Source organism: Actinophytocola sp., from assembly GCF_050699915.1.
Classification (GTDB): Bacteria; Actinomycetota; Actinomycetes; order Mycobacteriales; family Pseudonocardiaceae; genus Actinophytocola.
The window spans coordinates 1-16,865 of sequence record NZ_JBOHGA010000077.1; the positions used below are offsets into that span (position 1 = coordinate 1).

The 16,865-nt window shown below is 71.4% G+C and carries 16 protein-coding genes and 1 pseudogene; 2 read left to right on the forward strand and 15 right to left on the reverse strand.

From position 1 onward, the window contains the following. Window positions 1–445 (reverse strand): annotated as a pseudogene (locus ACRDSK_RS15935) (primosome assembly protein PriA); the annotation flags it as partial. A gap of 296 nt (window positions 446–741) precedes the next feature. Then, window positions 742–1,125, reverse strand: a complete 384-nt coding sequence (locus tag ACRDSK_RS15940) for a hypothetical protein (RefSeq protein ID WP_431441728.1) — start codon at window positions 1,123–1,125, stop codon at window positions 742–744. A 65-nt stretch (window positions 1,126–1,190) separates the two neighbouring features. On the opposite strand from ACRDSK_RS15940, the gene ACRDSK_RS15945 reads away from it, so the two are divergent. Continuing rightward, a complete protein-coding gene (locus ACRDSK_RS15945; RefSeq protein ID WP_431441730.1) occupies window positions 1,191–1,925 on the forward strand; it encodes a Crp/Fnr family transcriptional regulator in 735 nt (244 codons plus the stop codon). 1 nt (window position 1,926) lies between these two features. Here the strand turns inward: ACRDSK_RS15945 and ACRDSK_RS15950 are convergent, their stop codons facing one another. The 12 genes from ACRDSK_RS15950 to pyrR form a co-directional block, all read right to left on the reverse strand. Then, the gene (locus ACRDSK_RS15950; RefSeq protein ID WP_431441732.1) at window positions 1,927–2,352 is read right to left on the reverse strand and encodes a DUF5313 family protein; all 426 of its coding nucleotides are present in this window, start codon (window positions 2,350–2,352) and stop codon (window positions 1,927–1,929) included. After that, the gene (metK, locus tag ACRDSK_RS15955; protein ID WP_431441733.1) at window positions 2,301–3,503 is read right to left on the reverse strand and encodes a methionine adenosyltransferase; all 1,203 of its coding nucleotides are present in this window, start codon (window positions 3,501–3,503) and stop codon (window positions 2,301–2,303) included. The genes ACRDSK_RS15950 and metK overlap by 52 nt, the downstream gene beginning before the upstream one ends. A 66-nt stretch (window positions 3,504–3,569) precedes the next feature. Then, window positions 3,570–4,799 carry a bifunctional phosphopantothenoylcysteine decarboxylase/phosphopantothenate--cysteine ligase CoaBC gene (gene coaBC / locus ACRDSK_RS15960; RefSeq protein WP_431441734.1) on the reverse strand — a complete coding sequence of 410 codons (1,230 nt, stop codon included), beginning with the start codon at window positions 4,797–4,799 and terminating at the stop codon, window positions 3,570–3,572. Between the two features lie 78 nt (window positions 4,800–4,877). After that, complete coding sequence (gene rpoZ / locus ACRDSK_RS15965) at window positions 4,878–5,168, reverse strand: DNA-directed RNA polymerase subunit omega (protein ID WP_075123567.1); 291 nt, start codon at window positions 5,166–5,168, stop codon at window positions 4,878–4,880. Beyond that, a complete protein-coding gene (gene gmk / locus ACRDSK_RS15970) occupies window positions 5,165–5,773 on the reverse strand; it encodes a guanylate kinase (RefSeq protein ID WP_431441736.1) in 609 nt (202 codons plus the stop codon). The genes rpoZ and gmk overlap by 4 nt, the downstream gene beginning before the upstream one ends. After that, complete coding sequence (gene mihF, locus ACRDSK_RS15975; protein WP_431441737.1) at window positions 5,770–6,087, reverse strand: integration host factor MihF; 318 nt, start codon at window positions 6,085–6,087, stop codon at window positions 5,770–5,772. The genes gmk and mihF overlap by 4 nt, the downstream gene beginning before the upstream one ends. A 472-nt stretch (window positions 6,088–6,559) precedes the next feature. Further along, a complete protein-coding gene (gene pyrF / locus ACRDSK_RS15980) occupies window positions 6,560–7,396 on the reverse strand; it encodes an orotidine-5'-phosphate decarboxylase (RefSeq protein ID WP_431441739.1) in 837 nt (278 codons plus the stop codon). Window positions 7,397–7,571: 175 nt separating this feature from the next. Beyond that, window positions 7,572–10,886: a carbamoyl-phosphate synthase large subunit gene (gene carB / locus ACRDSK_RS15985; protein WP_431441740.1), complete on the reverse strand. Its 3,315-nt coding sequence runs from the start codon at window positions 10,884–10,886 to the stop codon at window positions 7,572–7,574. Then, on the reverse strand, window positions 10,870–12,006 hold the full coding sequence (gene carA / locus ACRDSK_RS15990; RefSeq protein WP_431441742.1) for a glutamine-hydrolyzing carbamoyl-phosphate synthase small subunit: 1,137 nt from the start codon (window positions 12,004–12,006) through the stop codon (window positions 10,870–10,872). Before carA ends, carB begins: the two co-directional genes overlap by 17 nt. Then, window positions 12,003–13,292, reverse strand: coding sequence for a dihydroorotase (locus tag ACRDSK_RS15995; RefSeq protein WP_431441744.1), 1,290 nt, complete (start codon window positions 13,290–13,292; stop codon window positions 12,003–12,005). The genes carA and ACRDSK_RS15995 overlap by 4 nt, the downstream gene beginning before the upstream one ends. A 151-nt stretch (window positions 13,293–13,443) precedes the next feature. Next, window positions 13,444–14,376, reverse strand: a complete 933-nt coding sequence (locus ACRDSK_RS16000; protein WP_431441745.1) for an aspartate carbamoyltransferase catalytic subunit — start codon at window positions 14,374–14,376, stop codon at window positions 13,444–13,446. A gap of 73 nt (window positions 14,377–14,449) precedes the next feature. Further along, window positions 14,450–15,037, reverse strand: a complete 588-nt coding sequence (pyrR, locus tag ACRDSK_RS16005) for a bifunctional pyr operon transcriptional regulator/uracil phosphoribosyltransferase PyrR (RefSeq protein WP_431441747.1) — start codon at window positions 15,035–15,037, stop codon at window positions 14,450–14,452. 255 nt (window positions 15,038–15,292) lie between these two features. On the opposite strand from pyrR, the gene bldD reads away from it, so the two are divergent. Next, window positions 15,293–15,781: a transcriptional regulator BldD gene (gene bldD / locus ACRDSK_RS16010; protein WP_075123575.1), complete on the forward strand. Its 489-nt coding sequence runs from the start codon at window positions 15,293–15,295 to the stop codon at window positions 15,779–15,781. Window positions 15,782–15,928: 147 nt separating this feature from the next. Here bldD and ACRDSK_RS16015 read toward each other — a convergent pair whose 3' ends face one another. Continuing rightward, window positions 15,929–16,843 (reverse strand): DMT family transporter, encoded by a 915-nt coding sequence (locus ACRDSK_RS16015; RefSeq protein ID WP_431441748.1) that lies wholly within the window; start codon window positions 16,841–16,843, stop codon window positions 15,929–15,931. Between the last annotated feature and the right edge of the window lie 22 nt (window positions 16,844–16,865).

A 16,865-nucleotide genomic window follows, 5' to 3' on the forward strand; every position in this document is an offset into this window, starting at 1 on the left:
CGCGCGGGTAGCGCCGCCACGCCTCACCCGCCGGCGCGGCCGGCACCGGGGCCGGCTCGGGCGCCGGCTCGGCCTCGACCTTGGCGTGCCGTGGCGGGATGGCCAGCCGCAGTATGTCGATCATGGTGCCGGCGTACCGGTCGGCCACGGCGCGGGCGAGCGCGGCGATCTCGGGCGTGAGCACCGGCTCCGGCGAGACGACCTTGGACAGGTACCCGAGCCTGCCGGTGAACTCGGACTCCGCGACCCGCTCGGCGAGGAAGCCGTCGACCTGCTGGCCGGCGAAGCGCACGCGCACGCGACAGCCCGGCACGGCGACGTCGTCGAGCTGCTCGGGCACCAGATAGTCGAACGGCCGGTCCAGGTGCGCGAGCGGGACGTCGACCAGCACCCGGGCGACCGGCAGCGTGGTCGCCGGCCGCTGCTCCCCCTTGCGCGCGGTCATGGCCGGTGTTTATCACGGCCCACTGTCGACCGCCGCCTCAGACCGGTCCGGCGCGCGAACCGTGTCCGGCGCCGTGTACCTGGTTGGCACGCGGGGCCGGACACAGCTCGGCTCTCCCTCCCTCGATCCGGATCTCCTGCTTCGGTGGTACCTGGACGGACTGGGCTCATCGGCGGGAGCCCGGGGCGGCGTGGGCGGTGGGAGGCACACCGCGTGGTGTTCACCAGCACGATCGCGCGGCACCGAATCGTCGCGATCGCGTCACACTCCGACCCCGAGCTGTCGGCCGTGCCGGTTCAGCCGCTGACGTGCACGTGGCCGGCGCCCCACACCGACCCGAGCACCGACAACGGCCAGATGACCAGCAGCGGCACGAACCCCGCCCCTGCGACGAGCAGGATCACGGCGGTCGACACCGTCGCGACGAGCCCGGCCGTGGCCGAGACGTAGCAGAGGCCGACCGGCCCGAAGAGCACGCTGAGCACGAAGGCGAGCCCGGCCGACTTCGGCCGCGGCTCGGTGAGCGGAAGGCGGCCCGCGCCGACCGGCTCGACCGGCCGCCAGCGGTGCCGGTCGTCGGCCCACCGCGTCGGGTGCGGCGGGATGGACTTGGGAATCACGGCCGTGCTTCGCGTCCACTCCGAGTTGAGGACCGGGCTCAACGTCTGGTTCGTGGCCATCCAAGCCTCCCCGTTTTCGGCTGTAGAGCCATACTCGCCGGGTTCGGGACCAGGTAACGTGTCAAATGGAACATGCGGACGGGGCTGGGGAGAACCCAAAAATGGGGCCGTTGGAAGTCGGAAACGGTGAGCGCCGAGCGTGGCACCGGCTGACGGACGCGGAAAAGGCGGCCCTGACCGCATGCGGATATGTCCGCACCTGGCAGCCGGGCGAGATCCTCGCCATGCAGGGCAGCCCGCCGAGCAGCATGTTCGTCATCCAGCAGGGCTGGGTGAAGATCACCGCGACGAACTACCGTGGCGACAACGCACCTCTCGCGGCGCGCGGCCCGGCGGAGATCGTCGGCGAGCTGTCACCGATCAGCGGACTTCCCCGCACCGCGACGATCCAGGCCATCGACGAAGTGCGCGCGTTGGTCATTCCACGCGACCGCCTCCGTGCCGTGCTACGCCAAAAGCCGCGAATTTCCGAGGAACTGCTCCGAACGGCGGCGATTCGTCTACAGCAGTCGGATCGACTCCGATTGGAGTCCGGCGGCCCGGATTTCCCGCAACGGCTCGCTGCCGTGCTCCTGGAACTGGCGCTGCAATACGACCCCGACTGGGAGGCCGCGAGCGAGGTCGTGCTGTACGAGACGCAGGAGGACCTGGCGAGCTTCGCCCGAGTCTCGCGGAGCACGCTGATCCGCGGCATGGACGAGCTGAAGAAGCTCGGCGTCGTGCAGACGGCGCGCCACCGGGTGACGATCATCCGCCCGGACATCCTGCGCGACCTGGCCGCGGGCCGCCCCGCGCACTAGCTCAGGGTTGGTAGAAGGCCGTGTACATGACGGCCAGCTCCGCTCGTTGGTCCACAGAGGACTCTTCACGGATGGTGCGGTTCAGGCCGGCCGGGAAGCCGTGCCTGATCAGCCGGCGTTCGCAGGCGTCCTCGAGGAAGGCGAGGGAGAAGTAGATCGACAGCAGGTAGCCCATGGCCACCATCGAGATGCGCAGCGACCACGGGCCGGGCACGAGCAGGGCGAGCCACCAGGCGGAGAACATCACCTGGACCCGGGCGAAGTGGCGCAGCACCCAGGTCCGGCAGGTCAGGTCGTAGAGGACCCAGCCGTGGTACACGGCCGGCAGCGTGCCACCGACCGCATACCACAGCCACCGTATGGGGCCGGGCCGGTTCAGGCCCCGGCGAGGGCCTTCAGCGACTCGGCGCGATCGGTACGCTCCCATGGCAGGTCCAGCTCTGGACGGCCGAAGTGGCCGTACGCGGCAGTCTGAGCATAGATCGGGCGGAGCAGGTCGAGGTCACGAATGATGGCGGCCGGCCGGAGGTCGAAGACCTGGCTGATCGCCGCCTGGATCTTGCTGGGGTCGACCGTCTCGGTGCCGAACGTCTCGACGAACAGGCCCACCGGCGCCGCCTTGCCGATCGCGTAGGCGATCTGGACCTCGATCCGCGACGCGAGGCCCGCGGCCACCGCGTTCTTCGCCACCCAGCGCATCGCGTAGGCGGCCGAGCGGTCCACCTTCGACGGGTCCTTGCCGGAGAACGCGCCGCCGCCGTGGCGGGCCATGCCGCCGTAGGTGTCGACGATGATCTTGCGACCGGTCAGGCCGGCGTCGCCCATCGGGCCACCGACGACGAAGCGGCCGGTCGGGTTGACCAGCAGCCGCACGTTCTCGGAGTCCAGGTCGAGCTGGCCGAGCTCGGGGCGGACGACCTGCTCGAGCACGTCGACGGTGAGCAGCTTCTCCAGGTCGACGCCGTCGGCGTGCTGCGAGGACACGACCACGGTGTCGAGGCGCACGGCCTGGTCGCCCGCGTACTCGATGGTGACCTGCGTCTTGCCGTCCGGGCGCAGGTAGGGCAGCGTGCCGTTCTTGCGCACGTCGGTGAGCCGGTGGGACAGCCGGTGCGCGAGCGCGATCGGCAGCGGCATCAGCTCGGGCGTGTCGGTGCAGGCGTAGCCGAACATCAGGCCCTGGTCGCCGGCGCCCTGCTTGGCGATCTCGTCCTCTTCGTTCTCCACGCGCGACTCGTAGGCGGTGTCCACGCCCTGCGCGATGTCGGGCGACTGGGCGCCGATCGCGATGTTCACGCCGCAGGAGTTGCCGTCGAAGCCCTTGGCCGAGGAGTCGTAGCCGATGCCCAGGATCGTCTCGCGGACGATGGTCGGGATGTCCGCGTAGGCCTCGGTCGTCACCTCGCCGGCGACGTGCACCTGGCCGGTGGTGACCATGGTCTCCACGGCGACGCGGGATCGCGGGTCCTTGGACAGCATCGCGTCCAGGATCGAGTCGCTGATCGCGTCACAGATCTTGTCTGGGTGCCCCTCGGTCACCGATTCGCTGGTGAACAGCCTGCTCGCGGACTCCGTCACGACGTGTACCTACCCAATTCCTCGCTGGTTGTTGCTCAAAGCGTACTGAAGGCGCTGGAGAACCAATCAGGCCTCGATGAACGCCACCACCGCATCCCAGATATCGGAAGCCATGCGCGACTTGCTACCGAGAGCTATCGCACGTTCGGATCCATCGGCGGAGAGTAGCCAGCCCGCGTTGTCCTCCATCTCGAAGGCCTTGCCCTCGCCGACGGCGTTGACCACGAGCAGGTCACACCCCTTGCGTCTCAGTTTGGCCCGGGCGTGCTCGAGCACGTCTCCGGTGCTGTCGCCGGTCTCGGCCGCGAAGCCCACGATGACCTGGCCGGCGGCCCGCGCGGCGACGAGCTCGGCCAGCACGTCCGGGTTGCGGGTCAACGCGACGGGGTCGGGGTCGCGGCCGGTCTTCTTGATCTTGTGCGCGGCCCGGCTGACGGGCCGGAAGTCGGCCACGGCGGCGGCCATCACCACGACGTCGGCGCCCTCGGCCGCCTTGTGCACGGCCTCCCGGAGCTCCTCGGCCGTGCCGGCTCGGACGAGCTCGGCACCCGCGGGCTCGGCCAGGGAGACGGTGTGCGCGGAGACCAGCGTCACCTGCGCGCCGCGCTGCACGGCGGTGCGGGCGAGCGCGTAGCCCTGCTTGCCCGAGGAGCGGTTGCCGAGGTAGCGGACGGGGTCGAGCGGCTCGCGGGTGCCGCCCGCGGACACGACGACCCGCAGCCCCGCCATGTCCCGCGGCAGCGCGTCGGGCCGAACGAGCAGCAGCCGGGCGAGATCGACGAGCTCGGCCGGGTCGGCGAGGCGCCCCTTGCCGGTGTCGACACCCGTCAGCCGGCCGCTGGCGGGCTCGGTGACGACGACGCCGCGCTCGCGCAGGGTCGCCACGTTGGCCCGGGTCGCGGGGTGCTCCCACATCTCGGTGTGCATCGCGGGCGCCATGAGCACCGGGCAGCGGGCGGTGAGCAGCGTGTTGGTGAGCAGGTCGTCGGCGAGCCCGTGGGCCGCCTTGGCGAGCAGGTCGGCGGTGGCGGGTACGACGAGGACGAGGTCCGCGTGCTGCCCGATGCGCACGTGCGGCACCTCGGGCACGTCGGCGAAGACCTCGGTGTGCACCGGGTTGCCGGACAGCGCCTCGAAGGTGGCCGCGCCGACGAACCGCAGCGCGGCCTCGGTGGGCACGACGCGAACGTCGTGCCCAGACTCGGTCAGGCGACGGAGTACCTCACACGCCTTGTAGGCCGCGATCCCACCACCCACGCCCAGCACAACGCGAGGACGCGAGTCGGTTTCGGTCACGTGCCCTCCCACACTTCCGGCCGCGATCCCAGCCCTGCCGTCGGCCGAGGACGACGCGGGGCCGGCGATCGGCCTCCGTCACTCGCCTTCGGTGTGTTCGAGCAGGCCGGCGTGGATCTCGCGGAGCGCGATCGACAGCGGCTTCTCCCGCGGACCCGGCTCCACCAGCGGACCGACGTACTCCAGCAGGCCCTCGCCGAGCTGCGCGTAGTAGTCGTTGATCTGCCGGGCGCGCTTGGCCGCGTAGATCACCAGGGCGTACTTCGAGCTGACCTTGTCGAGCAGGTCGTCGATCGGGGGGTTGGTGATGCCTTCGAGCTGCGGGCTCGTCGGGTCACCCAGTGCGCCCAACTCGGTGGGGGTGATCACTCGTGTGTCTCCAGCTGGTCAGACGATTCGTCGAGTACCAAGGTTAGCAACTCGGCCGCGGCGCTCTTCACGTCGGTGTTCACCACCACCGCGTCGAACTCGTCCTGGGCGGCCAGCTCCTCCTTGGCGGTGCGCAGCCGGCGCTCGACGATCTCCGGCGACTCGGTGCCGCGGCCGACGAGTCGCTCGACCAGCGCCTCCCAGCTGGGCGGGCAGAGGAAGACGAGGTAAGCCTCGGGCATGGTCTGGCGCAGCGCGCGGGCGCCCTGCAGGTCGACCTCGACCAGGGCTGGCAGGCCGGCGGCCAGGCGCTCCTCGATGGGCGCGCGGGGGGTTCCGGAGCGGTGCGTGCCGCGGTGGATGCTCGCCCACTCCAGCAGCTCGCCGTCGGCGATCATGCGGTCGAACCGCGCGGGGGTGACGAAGCGGTAGTCGACGCCGTCGCGCTCGCCCGGCCGCTGCTCGCGGGTGGTCGCCGAGACGCTGAACCACAAGTCGGGGTGCATGGTGCGGAGCTCGCGCACCACGCTGCTCTTGCCGACGCCGGAGGGGCCGGCCAAAACAACTAGCCGGCCCCTCCGGGTCTCACGATGAGCGCGACTCACTCGCCGCTGAACTCGGCGAGCAACGCCTTGCGCTGGCGCTCACCGAGACCGCGCAGACGGCGGCTCGGGGCGATCTCCAGACGCTCGATGATCTGCTGGGCACGCACCTTGCCGACGCCCGGCAGGGCCTCGAGCAGTGCGGTGACCTTCATCTTGCCCAGGACCTCGTCCTTGTCAGCTTGGGCGAGCACGTCCTTGAGGGTGGTGCCACCTCGCTTCAGGCGCTCCTTGAGCTCAGCTCGGGCGCGACGGGCGGCAGCCGCCTTCTCCAGCGCTGCGGCCCGCTGCTCCTCGGTCAGCTGGGGAAGGGCCACGATTTCCTCCGGGGGGTGGGGGGTGTTTCTGCGGATCGGTGCCGCGACGTTACCGAGGTCGGAGCGGTCACGACAACGCGGGTCCACAATAGTGCGCAACGTAGCGCTTATCGGAGCATAGATCTACTGTGCGTAGCGACCAATGCCCGGACCTGCGGTAACCAGATCTAGGACCTTGATCATTTCGTGGTTGTGCTGTACAAGGCGGGCCGATTTCGGGCCAGCGGCGACATGTCGGAGCCGGCGGCGACGAATTGTCCCGCCGGGGTTCGGCACTGCGAAAATCCCTCAATTCCGGACCGCGAACTTTGTCTGTTCTCGCGCGCGTACCCAAGGCTGCCCCCACCCTCTCCGGGGGCACCCCATGAGCCAAGTCTACCAACAAAATGCCTGGTCAAAAGGGGTGGCGCGGAGCTGTGGACAACTTCGGTTCGCGAATGGCGGATTCGGTCGGCCGAACGGACCCGTGCGACTACAGCGGGTGGGCGACGGCGAGCGCGTCGCGCACGCGCCGGGCGGCGTCGCGCAGGGCCGCCGGGTCCGGGCCGTGCCGCAGGATCTCGCGTGACGAGGACGGCAGGACGTGCCGCAGGCTCGCGCCGAACACCGTGCGCAGGTCGGCGAGCGTGGCGCCCTGGGCGCCGAACCCCGGGGCGAGGATCGTGCCGTTGAGTCGGTCCAGGTCAAGGTCGGTGCGGCCGACCGTCGCGCCGATGACGAGGCCGACCGGACCCAGCGGGCTGGCGCCGGCGTTGCGGTCGGCGGCCGCGTCGACGATGTCCTGGGCCACCGATCGCCCGGCGGCACCCGTGGCGCGCTGAACGGCAGCTCCCTCGGGGTTCGAAGTCAGCGCGAGCACGAAAACGCCGCGCCCGGTCTGCGCGGCGAGGTCCAGCGCGGGGTCGAGCGAGCCGAACCCGAGGTAGGGCGAGAGCGTGACGGCGTCGGCTGCGAGCGGCGAGCCCTCGGCGAGGTAGGCGGTCGCGTAGGCGGCCATGGTGGAGCCGATGTCGCCGCGCTTGACGTCGAGGATGACGAGCGTCCCCGCCTGCCGCGCGTCGCCGATCAGCCGCTCCAGGACCGCGACCCCGGCGGACCCGTGGGCCTCGAAGAACGCCGACTGCGGTTTGACGACCGCGATCTCCCCGGCGAACGCCTCGACACAGATGTCCGCGAAGCGCCCGAGCCCCTCGGCGGAGACCGGCAGACCCCAGGCTTCGAGCAGGGCGGGATGGGGGTCGATGCCCACGCACAAGGGACCGCGCAAGGAGACGGCGGTGGTGACGCGAGCTCCGAACGGCGCCCTCATCGCGCCTCCCGGCCGGCGCGGACACCCGCCGCCTGCCGACCCCACCGATTGAACGGTCCGTTCAATCGGCCTAGGAGCCCCCCGATTTCAACGCTACCGGTTGGCGCCGACGGTTTCGGCGCGGCAGCCGCCAGGTGCGGTGATCGGGGCGGCGCCGGTCGAGGCGGCGCGAGGGTCATCGGGTGCTCCGTAACGTCGCCTGCAGGGACTGGAGTGACTCGACGCCGATGTCCTGGCGGATCAACGCCTCGATGCCGTGCACGGCCGCCGCGGCGCCCTGGATCGTTGTCACGCACGGGATGTCCCGGGACACCGCCGCCGTGCGGATCTCGTAGCCGTCGACGCGCGGCCCCGGGTTGCCGTACGGGGTGTTGATCACCATGTCGACGCCGCCGGCGCGGATGATCTCCACGATGTTCGGGTCGGAGTTTCTGGGAGTCTCGAAGTGCTTGCGGACCTCGGTGCACGGGATTCCGTTGCGGCGTAACACTTCCGCCGTGCCGGCCGTCGCCAGGATCTCGAAGCCCAGGTCCGCCAGGCGCTTCACCGGGAACACCATCGCCCGCTTGTCCCGGTTCGCCACCGACACGAACACCCGGCCGGACGTCGGCAGCGAACCGTACGACGCCGTCTGCGACTTCGCGAACGCCTTGCCGAACGACGTGTCGATGCCCATCACCTCGCCGGTCGACTTCATCTCCGGCCCGAGTAGCGAGTCCACGCCGTGCCCCTCCGGCGTGCGGAACCGGTGGAACGGCAGCACCGCCTCCTTCACCGCCACCGGCGAGGTCGGCGGCAGGTCCGCGCCGTCGCCGGTGGCCGGCAGCATGCCCTCGGCGCGCAGCTCGGCAAGAGACGCGCCCAGCATGATCCGGGCGGCCGCCTTCGCGAGCGGCACGGCCGTCGCCTTCGACACGAACGGCACCGTCCGCGACGCCCGCGGGTTCGCCTCCAGCACGTACAGCACGTCGTCCTTCAACGCGTACTGCACGTTCAGCAGCCCGCGCACCCCGATCCCGTGCGCGATGGCGGCGGTCGAGCGGCGGATCGCGGCGAGGTCCGTACGCCCCAGCGTGATCGGCGGCAGCGCGCACGACGAGTCGCCGGAATGGATGCCGGCCTCCTCGATGTGCTCCATCACCCCACCGAGGAACACCTCGCTCCCGTCGCACAGCGCGTCCACGTCGATCTCGATCGCGTCGTCCAGGAAACGGTCCACCAGCACCGGGTGCTCGGGCGTGACCTCCGTGGCGCGCGCGATGTAGCCGGCCAGCGAGTCCTCGTCGTAGACGATCTCCATGCCGCGCCCACCGAGCACATAGGACGGACGCACCAACACCGGGTAGCCGATCTCGTCCGCGATCCGCTTGGCGCCGGCGAAGGACGTCGCGGTGCCGTACCGCGGCGCCGGCAGCCCCGCGGAGGTCAGCACCTCGCCGAACGCTCCCCGGTCCTCGGCGAGGTGGATCGCCTCCGGCGGCGTGCCGACGATCGGCACCCCCGCGTCCGCGAGCCGCCGGGCGAGGCCCAGCGGAGTCTGCCCGCCCAGCTGGACGATCACGCCGGCCACGGTCCCGGACCGCTGCTCGGCGTGCACCACCTCGAGCACGTCTTCGAACGTCAGCGGCTCGAAGTACAGCCGGTCGGACGTGTCGTAGTCGGTCGACACCGTCTCCGGGTTGCAGTTGACCATCACCGTCTCGAAACCCGCGGCGCGCAGCGCCATCGCGGCGTGCACGCACGAGTAGTCGAACTCGATGCCCTGCCCGATCCGGTTCGGCCCCGATCCGAGGATCAGCACCTTGGGCTGCTCGCGCTGCTCGGCCACCTCCGACTCGGCGTCGGGGTCGAGCTCGTAGGCCGAGTAGTGGTACGGCGTCCGCGCGGCGAACTCGGCCGCGCAGGTGTCGACGGTCTTGAACACCGGCCGGATGCCGAGCCGGTGGCGCAACGTCCGCACCCCGTCCTCGCCGGCCAGCTCCGGGCGCAGCGCGGCCACCTGCCGGTCGGAGCAGCCGGCCCGCTTGGCGCGGCGCAGCAACGGCTCGTCGAGCACCGGCGCGGCGGAGACCTCCGCGCGCAGCTCGACGAGCGAGGCGATCTGGTCGACGAACCACGGGTCGATGCCCGACACCTCGCTGACCTCGGCGACGCTCACGCCCAGCCGCAGAGCCCGCTCGACCGTGTAGAGCCGGCCGTCGTGCGGCACCCGCAGCGCCTCCAGGAGCGACTCGACGGTCAACGGGTCGGGATCGGCGCTCGTCCAGAACCCCGCCGCCTTGGTCTCCATCGAGCGCAGTGCTTTGCCGAGCGCCTCGACGAAGTTGCGGCCGAGCGACATGGCCTCGCCGACGGACTTCATCGTCGTGGTCAGCGTCGGGTCCGCGCCCGGGAACTTCTCGAAGGCGAACCGCGGCACCTTCACCACGACGTAGTCCAGCGTCGGCTCGAACGAGGCCGGTGTCTCGCCGGTGATGTCGTTGCGGATCTCGTCGAGCGTGTAGCCGATCGCGAGCTTCGCGGCGATCTTGGCGATCGGGAACCCGGTGGCCTTCGACGCCAGCGCCGAGGACCGCGACACCCGCGGGTTCATCTCGATCACCACGAGCCGGCCGGTCTGCGGGTGCACCGCGAACTGGATGTTGCAGCCGCCGGTGTCGACACCGACCGCGCGCAGCACGTCGATGCCGACGTCGCGCATGTGCTGGTACTCGCGGTCGGTCAGCGTCATCGCCGGCGCGACGGTCACCGAGTCGCCGGTGTGCACGCCCATCGGGTCGATGTTCTCGATCGAGCAGACGACCACGACGTTGTCGTGCCGGTCGCGCATCAGCTCGAGCTCGTACTCCTTCCAGCCGAGCACGCTCTCCTCGATCAGCACCTCGTGCACCGGGCTCTCGGACAGCCCGGACGACGCCATCCGCTCGAGGTCCTCCTTGGTGTGCGCCATGCCCGAGCCGAGCCCGCCCATCGTGAACGAGGGCCGGATCACGACCGGCAGCCCCAGTTCGTCCACAGTGGACCGAACGTCGTCCATCGAGTGGCACACGGCGCTGCGCGGGGTCTCCGCGCCGACCGCCGCGCAGATGTCCTTGAACCGCTGGCGGTCCTCGCCACGCTGGATGGCCTCGATGTCCGCGCCGATCAGCTCGACGCCGTACTGCTCCAGCACGCCGCGCTCGTGCAGCGCGACCGCGGTGTTGAGTGCCGTCTGCCCACCCAGGGTGGCGAGCAGCGCGTCCGGCCGCTCCCTCGCGATCACCTTGGCCACGAAGTCCGCGGTGATCGGCTCGATGTAGGTGGCGTCGGCGAACTCCGGGTCGGTCATGATCGTCGCCGGGTTCGAGTTCACCAGGCTGACCCGCAGGCCCTCCTCGCGCAGCACCCGGCAGGCCTGGGTGCCGGAGTAGTCGAACTCGCAGGCCTGGCCGATCACGATCGGGCCGGACCCGATCACCATGACGTGCTCGATGTCAGCTCTTCTCGGCACTGCCGTCCCCCCTGCCGTCCTCCATCAGACCGACGAACTCGTCGAACAGCGGCGCGGCGTCGTGCGGGCCGGCCGCCGCCTCCGGGTGGTACTGCACGGAGAACGCCGGCACGTCTAGTGCGCGCACGCCCTCCACGCAACCGTCGTTGGGGCAGTAGTGGCTGATCCGCGCCGCGCCGAACGGGGTGTCGAACCGCTCCCCCGGCTCGCCCTCCAGCGCGAACCCGTGGTTCTGCGCGGTGATCGCCACTCGCCCACTCGCCACGTCGATCACCGGGATGTTGATGCCGCGGTGGCCGTAGCGCAGCTTGTAGGTGCCGCGGCCGAGCGCACGGCCGAGGATCTGGTGGCCGAAGCAGATGCCGAACAGCGGGATCCGCCGCTCCAGCACCGACCGCGTGAGCGCGACCGGGCCCTCGGCGGTGGCCGGGTCACCCGGGCCGTTGGCGAGGAACACGCCGTCCGGCTCGACCGCGAGCACGTCGTCGATCGTCGCGTCGACCGGCAGCACATGGGTCTCGATGCCGCGCGCGGCCATCATCCGCGGCGTGTTGGTCTTGATGCCGAGATCCAGCGCGGCCACCCGGAACCGGCGCTCGCCGGCGGCCGGGATCACGTAGTTCGCGTCGGTGGTGACCTCGCCGGCGAGGTCCGCGCCGGCCATCCGCGGGCTCGCCAGCACCCGCTCGACGAGCACGTCGGGATCGGCGAGCGCGTCGCCGGAGAACACGCCGCCGCGCATCGCGCCGAGCTCGCGGATGTGCCGGGTCAGCGAGCGGGTGTCGAGCCCGCTGATGCCGACCACGCCCTGCTCGGCCAGCGCCGCGTCGAGCGGGCGACGGGACCGCCAGTTCGACGGCACCCGCGCCGGGTCGCGCACCACGTAGCCGGCGACCCAGATCCGGCGGGACTCGTCGTCCTCGTCGTTCCAGCCGGTGTTGCCGATCTGCGGGGCGGTCGCCACGACGATCTGGCGGTGGTAGGACGGGTCGGTCAGCGTCTCCTGGTAGCCGGTCATCCCGGTGCAGAACACCACCTCGCCGAGCGTGGCCCCGACGGCGCCGAAGGCGTCGCCGCGGAACACCCGGCCGTCCTCCAGCACCAGGGCTGCCATGGTCATGACCGAACCTCCCCATCGTCGGCGGTGACCCGCCCCCGCAGCATCGTCGTGACCACCCGGCCGGGCAGCTCCATTTCCTCGTACGGCGTGTTGGCGGCGATGCTGGCCAGCTCCGCACCGCGGACCGTCCACCGCGCGTCCGGGTCGACCAGCGTCAGCGTGGCCGGCTCACCCGCCTCCAGCGGCCGGCCCTGGTCGGGCAGGCCGACGATCTCCGCCGGACGCTCGCTCATCACTCGCGCCACGCCGCGCCAGTCCAGCAGGCCCGGCTCGACCATCGTGCGCACGACCACCGACAGCGCCGTCTGCAATCCCAGCATGCCGGGTCGCGCGGCCGACCACTCGCAGTCCTTGTCCTGCGGGGCATGCGGCGCGTGGTCGGTGGCCACGCAGTCCAGCACGCCCTCGGCCAGCGCCTCGCGCAGCACCTTGGCGTCCGCGGCGGTGCGCAGCGGCGGGTTGACCTTGTTCACCGGGTCGTAGGTGGCCAGCCGCTCGTCGTCGAGCAGCAGGTGGTGCGGCGTGACCTCGGCGGACACCTCGACGCCCTGCGCCTTCGCCCACCGCAGCAGCTCCGCGGCGCCGGCCGTCGACACGTGGCAGACGTGCAGCCGGGCGCCGGTCTGCCGGGCGAGCAGGCAGTCCCGGGCGATGATCGACTCCTCGGCGGCCGCGGGCCAGCCGGCGAGGCCCAGCCGCGCGGCCAGCTCGCCCTCGTGGGCCTGCGCGCCGACCGTTAGCCGCGGCTCCTCGGCGTGCTGGGCGATCACCACGTCCAGCGCCGTCGAGTACTCCAGCGCGCGGCGCATCAGCAGCGGGTCGGCGACGCAGTGGCCGTCGTCGGAGAACATCCGGACGCGGGCGTGCGAGCCGGCCATCGTGCCCAGCTCGGCGAGCTTCTCGCCGGCGAGCCCGACGGTGACCGCGCCGACCGGGTACACGTCGACCAGGCCGACCTCGCGCCCGCGCCGCCACACGTGCTCGACGATCACCGCGTTGTCCGCCACCGGGCTCGTGTTGGCCATGGCGAAGACGGCCGTGTACCCGCCGAGCGCGGCGGCCGCCGACCCGGTCGCGATCGTCTCGGTGTCCTCCCGGCCCGGCTCGCGCAGGTGGGTGTGCAGGTCGACGAACCCGGGCAGCGCGACGAGGCCCTGCGCGTCGCGGACCTCCGCCCCGTCGGTGTCCACATCGGAGCCGATGGCGGCGATCATGCCGTCGCGGATCTCGAGGTCGACCGGATCCTCGCCGTAGGGCCGGATCCCTCGCAGCACCAGGGCGGTCACCGTGCCGCCTCCCCGGAATCAAAAGTTGTGGTCGCGTTGAGGTGATGGCGTCCGGTTCGGGACGTACCGGTGGCTGGGTAACGTCCCGTTCCCCTTGGCCGCGGTTGGGAGCCGCGTGGCTCATGTGCGCTCTCCGCGCTGCTGCGGCCGGTCACGACATCTCCTCCTCGTGGGCCAGCAGGTGGTAGAGCACCGCCATGCGGACGTGCACGCCGTTCGCGACCTGCTGGGTGATCGCGGCCCGCGGCGAGTCGGCGACCGAGGACGCGATCTCCATGCCCCGCAGCATCGGGCCGGGGTGCAGCACGACCGCGTGCTCGGGCAGCGCCTTCATCCGGGCCTCGCTCAGCCCGTAGGCGATCGAGTACTCGCGGGCGGACGGGAAGAAGCCGCCGTGCATCCGCTCGGCCTGCACCCGCAGCATCATCGCAGCGTCGAGGCTGGGCAGCTCGGCGTCGAACGTGTGCGACACCGTGACGGGCCACCGCTCGACTTGCGCGGGCAGCAGCGTGGGCGGGGCGACCAGGACCACGTCGGCGCCGAGGGTGGTCAGCAGGTGGACGTTGGACCGGGCGACCCGGCTGTGCAGCACGTCGCCGACGATCGCGATCCGCCGGCCGGCCAGGTCGCCGAGGCGTTCCCGCAGCGTGGCCGCGTCGAGCAGGGCCTGAGTGGGGTGCTCGTGCGTGCCGTCGCCGGCGTTGACCACTGACGTGCCCGCCTCGGCCAGCCAGCCGGCGAGCCGGTGCGCGGCGCCCGAGGCGGGGTGGCGGACGATCACGCAGTCGGCGCCGGCCGCGGCGAGCGTCAGCGCGGTGTCGCGCAGCGACTCGCCCTTGCCCACGCTGCTGCCGGTGCTGGAGACGTTGACGACGTCGGCGCTCATCCACTTGCCGGCGATCTCGAAGGAGACCCGGGTGCGGGTGGACGCCTCGTAGAACATCGTGATCACGGTGCGGCCGCGCAGCGTGGGGAGCTTGCGGACCTCGCGGCCCAGCAGGGTGCGCTTGAGCTCCTCGGCGGTGTCGAGCACGGCTGTCGCGGCCGCGACATCGAGGCCCTCCGTGGCGAGCAGATGCCTCACGACGCCCCCTCGCAGGCTCGGTGTCGCCGCTCGCGGTCGCCCTGTGTCTGATGGTTCGCTCCGCAAGCTCCGCTCACGACCCCTCCCCCTTGCGCCGCAGCAGGACCGCGTCCCGGGCGTCGGTCTCGTCGAGCAGGACCTGGACCTCCTCGGTGCGGGAGGTGGGCACGTTCTTGCCGACGTAGTCCGCGCGGATCGGCAGCTCGCGGTGGCCCCGGTCGACCAGGACGGCGAGCTGCACGGCCCGCGGGCGGCCGGCGTCGCGCAGGGCGTCGAGGGCGGCGCGGATGGTCCGGCCGGAGAACAGCACGTCGTCGACCAGGATGACCAGCCGCTCGTCGACCCCGCCCGGGGGCAGCTCGGTGGCGCCGAGCGGGCGCGTCGGACGGCGGCGGAGATCGTCGCGGTAGAGGGTGACGTCGAGGACGCCGGTCGCGACCTCGGTCCCGCTGAACTCGGCGATCCGGGCGGCCAGCCGCATGGCCAGCGGCGCGCCGCGAGTCGGGATGCCCAGGAGGACAACGGGGGGCGCATCGGCTGCGCCGTGCGAGGTGCGCTCGATGACCTGGTGGGCCATTCGGGCGACGGTGCGAGCGACGTCGCCGGCGTCGAGCAGCTCGCGCTCGGCCGGTTCCGCCGCACCGCGATCGCGCGGTGCCACGGCTGACCTCCTTCCCCGCCTCGCTGGACGGGTCCTTAAAGGACGTCTGAACTGCGCCTTTGTCGGCGCGCTAGCACCGTACCAGGCGCAATGGATCCACCAACCGGGTGGTAAACCTGCGAATCAATCAACTCTGTTCACAGATCAGCTTGACCTGGTGACAACCCTGGGTAACCATTACTCTGCGTGTTGATATGCGGCTACCCGCGGCACTCACCTATCGGCCAGCGGGGCGAATGAATGGAGAATCGCCATATGGGCGACTACGCCAAGGCGCTGGGGAGCAAGCTCCGCGGCATCCGCCAGCAGCAGGGGCTGTCCCTGCACGGCGTCGAGCAGAAGTCCGGCGGCCGGTGGAAGGCCGTCGTGGTCGGCTCGTACGAGCGGGGCGACCGTGCCGTGACCGTGCAGAAACTGGCCGAGCTGGCCGACTTCTACGGGGTTCCGGTGGTCGAGCTGCTTCCCGAGGGCCGGGTGCCCTCCGGGGCCGAGCCGGCCACGAAGATCGTGATCAACCTGGAGCGGCTGCAGCAGCTGCCGGCGGAGAAGGTCGGCCCACTCGCCAGGTACGCGGCCACGATCCAGAGCCAGCGCGGTGACTACAACGGCAAGGTGCTCTCCATCCGCACCGAGGACCTGCGCTCGCTGGCGATCATCTACGACATGACCCCGGGAGAGCTCACCGAGCAACTCATCGACTGGGGCGTGCTGCCCCCCGAGGCTCGCCCATCCAAAGAGGACTGACCGTGCACCCGCCGCCGGCCCGTAGACCCCGAGGCCGGCGGCGGCTGACGCCAGATCCACTACTCCCCCGGACGGGGTACCTCCGGTAACCGATCCTCGGCGACGAGCCGAACCGGTCTCACCGGCGTGGGTTACGCCGAATCGGGGTCAGCGGGCGGCCACCGCGGTCGGTTCGGTTGGCACGGGTGACGCGGCCTTCCGGCCGGTGCGCGACACCGCGACCCCGGCCAGGCACAGGACGCCGCCGAGCAGGGTGAGCCAGCCGGGGACCTCCGAGAGCAGCAGCCACGACATCACGATCACGATCGCCGGCACCACGTACGTCGTCGCGCCCATCTTCGCGGCCGTCGTGCGGGCCAGGGCGTAGGCCCACGTGAGGAACGCCAGCGCGGTCGGGAACACGCCGAGGTAGATCATGTCCACGGTGGCCGACAGCGGCGCGGTCCCCAGCTCCGTCACCAGCTGACCGGTGAACGGCAGGCACGCCACGACGCCCACGAGACAGCCGAACGTGGTCACCTGGACCGCGGACGCGTGCCGTAAGGCGGGCTTCTGGCAGGTCACGCCGATCGCGTACGTCGCCGCCGCGAGGACGCACAGGAGCACGCCCAGCACGGAGGCAGAGCCGCCGGCGGACGTGGCGAACCCGACCACCACCGCACCGGCGAACGACACCGCGATGCCCGCCAGCACGCGGCGCGAGAAGCCCTCCCGGAGCAGCCAGCCGGACAACAGCGCGATCAGCACCGGCCCGACGTTGACCACCATGGCCGCCGTGCCCGCGTCGACCTCCTGCTCGCCCCAGTTGAGCGCGACCATGTAGACGCCGAACCAGAGCACGCCGGCGCCGAGGATGCCCGGCCACGCGGCCCGCGGCGGGAATCCCTCGCGACGGACCATCAGCACGAGCACCAGCACGGCGGCGCCGGACAGCAGCCGCCCGAGGGCCAGCGCCCCCGGCGAGTAGGACTCCCCGGCATCCCTGATCGCGACGAACGCGGAGGCCCAGAACAGCACGGTGACCCCTGCCGCGAGCAGGCTGCGACGGTCGACGTTCTCCATGGCGCCAAGATATGGCGGCCCA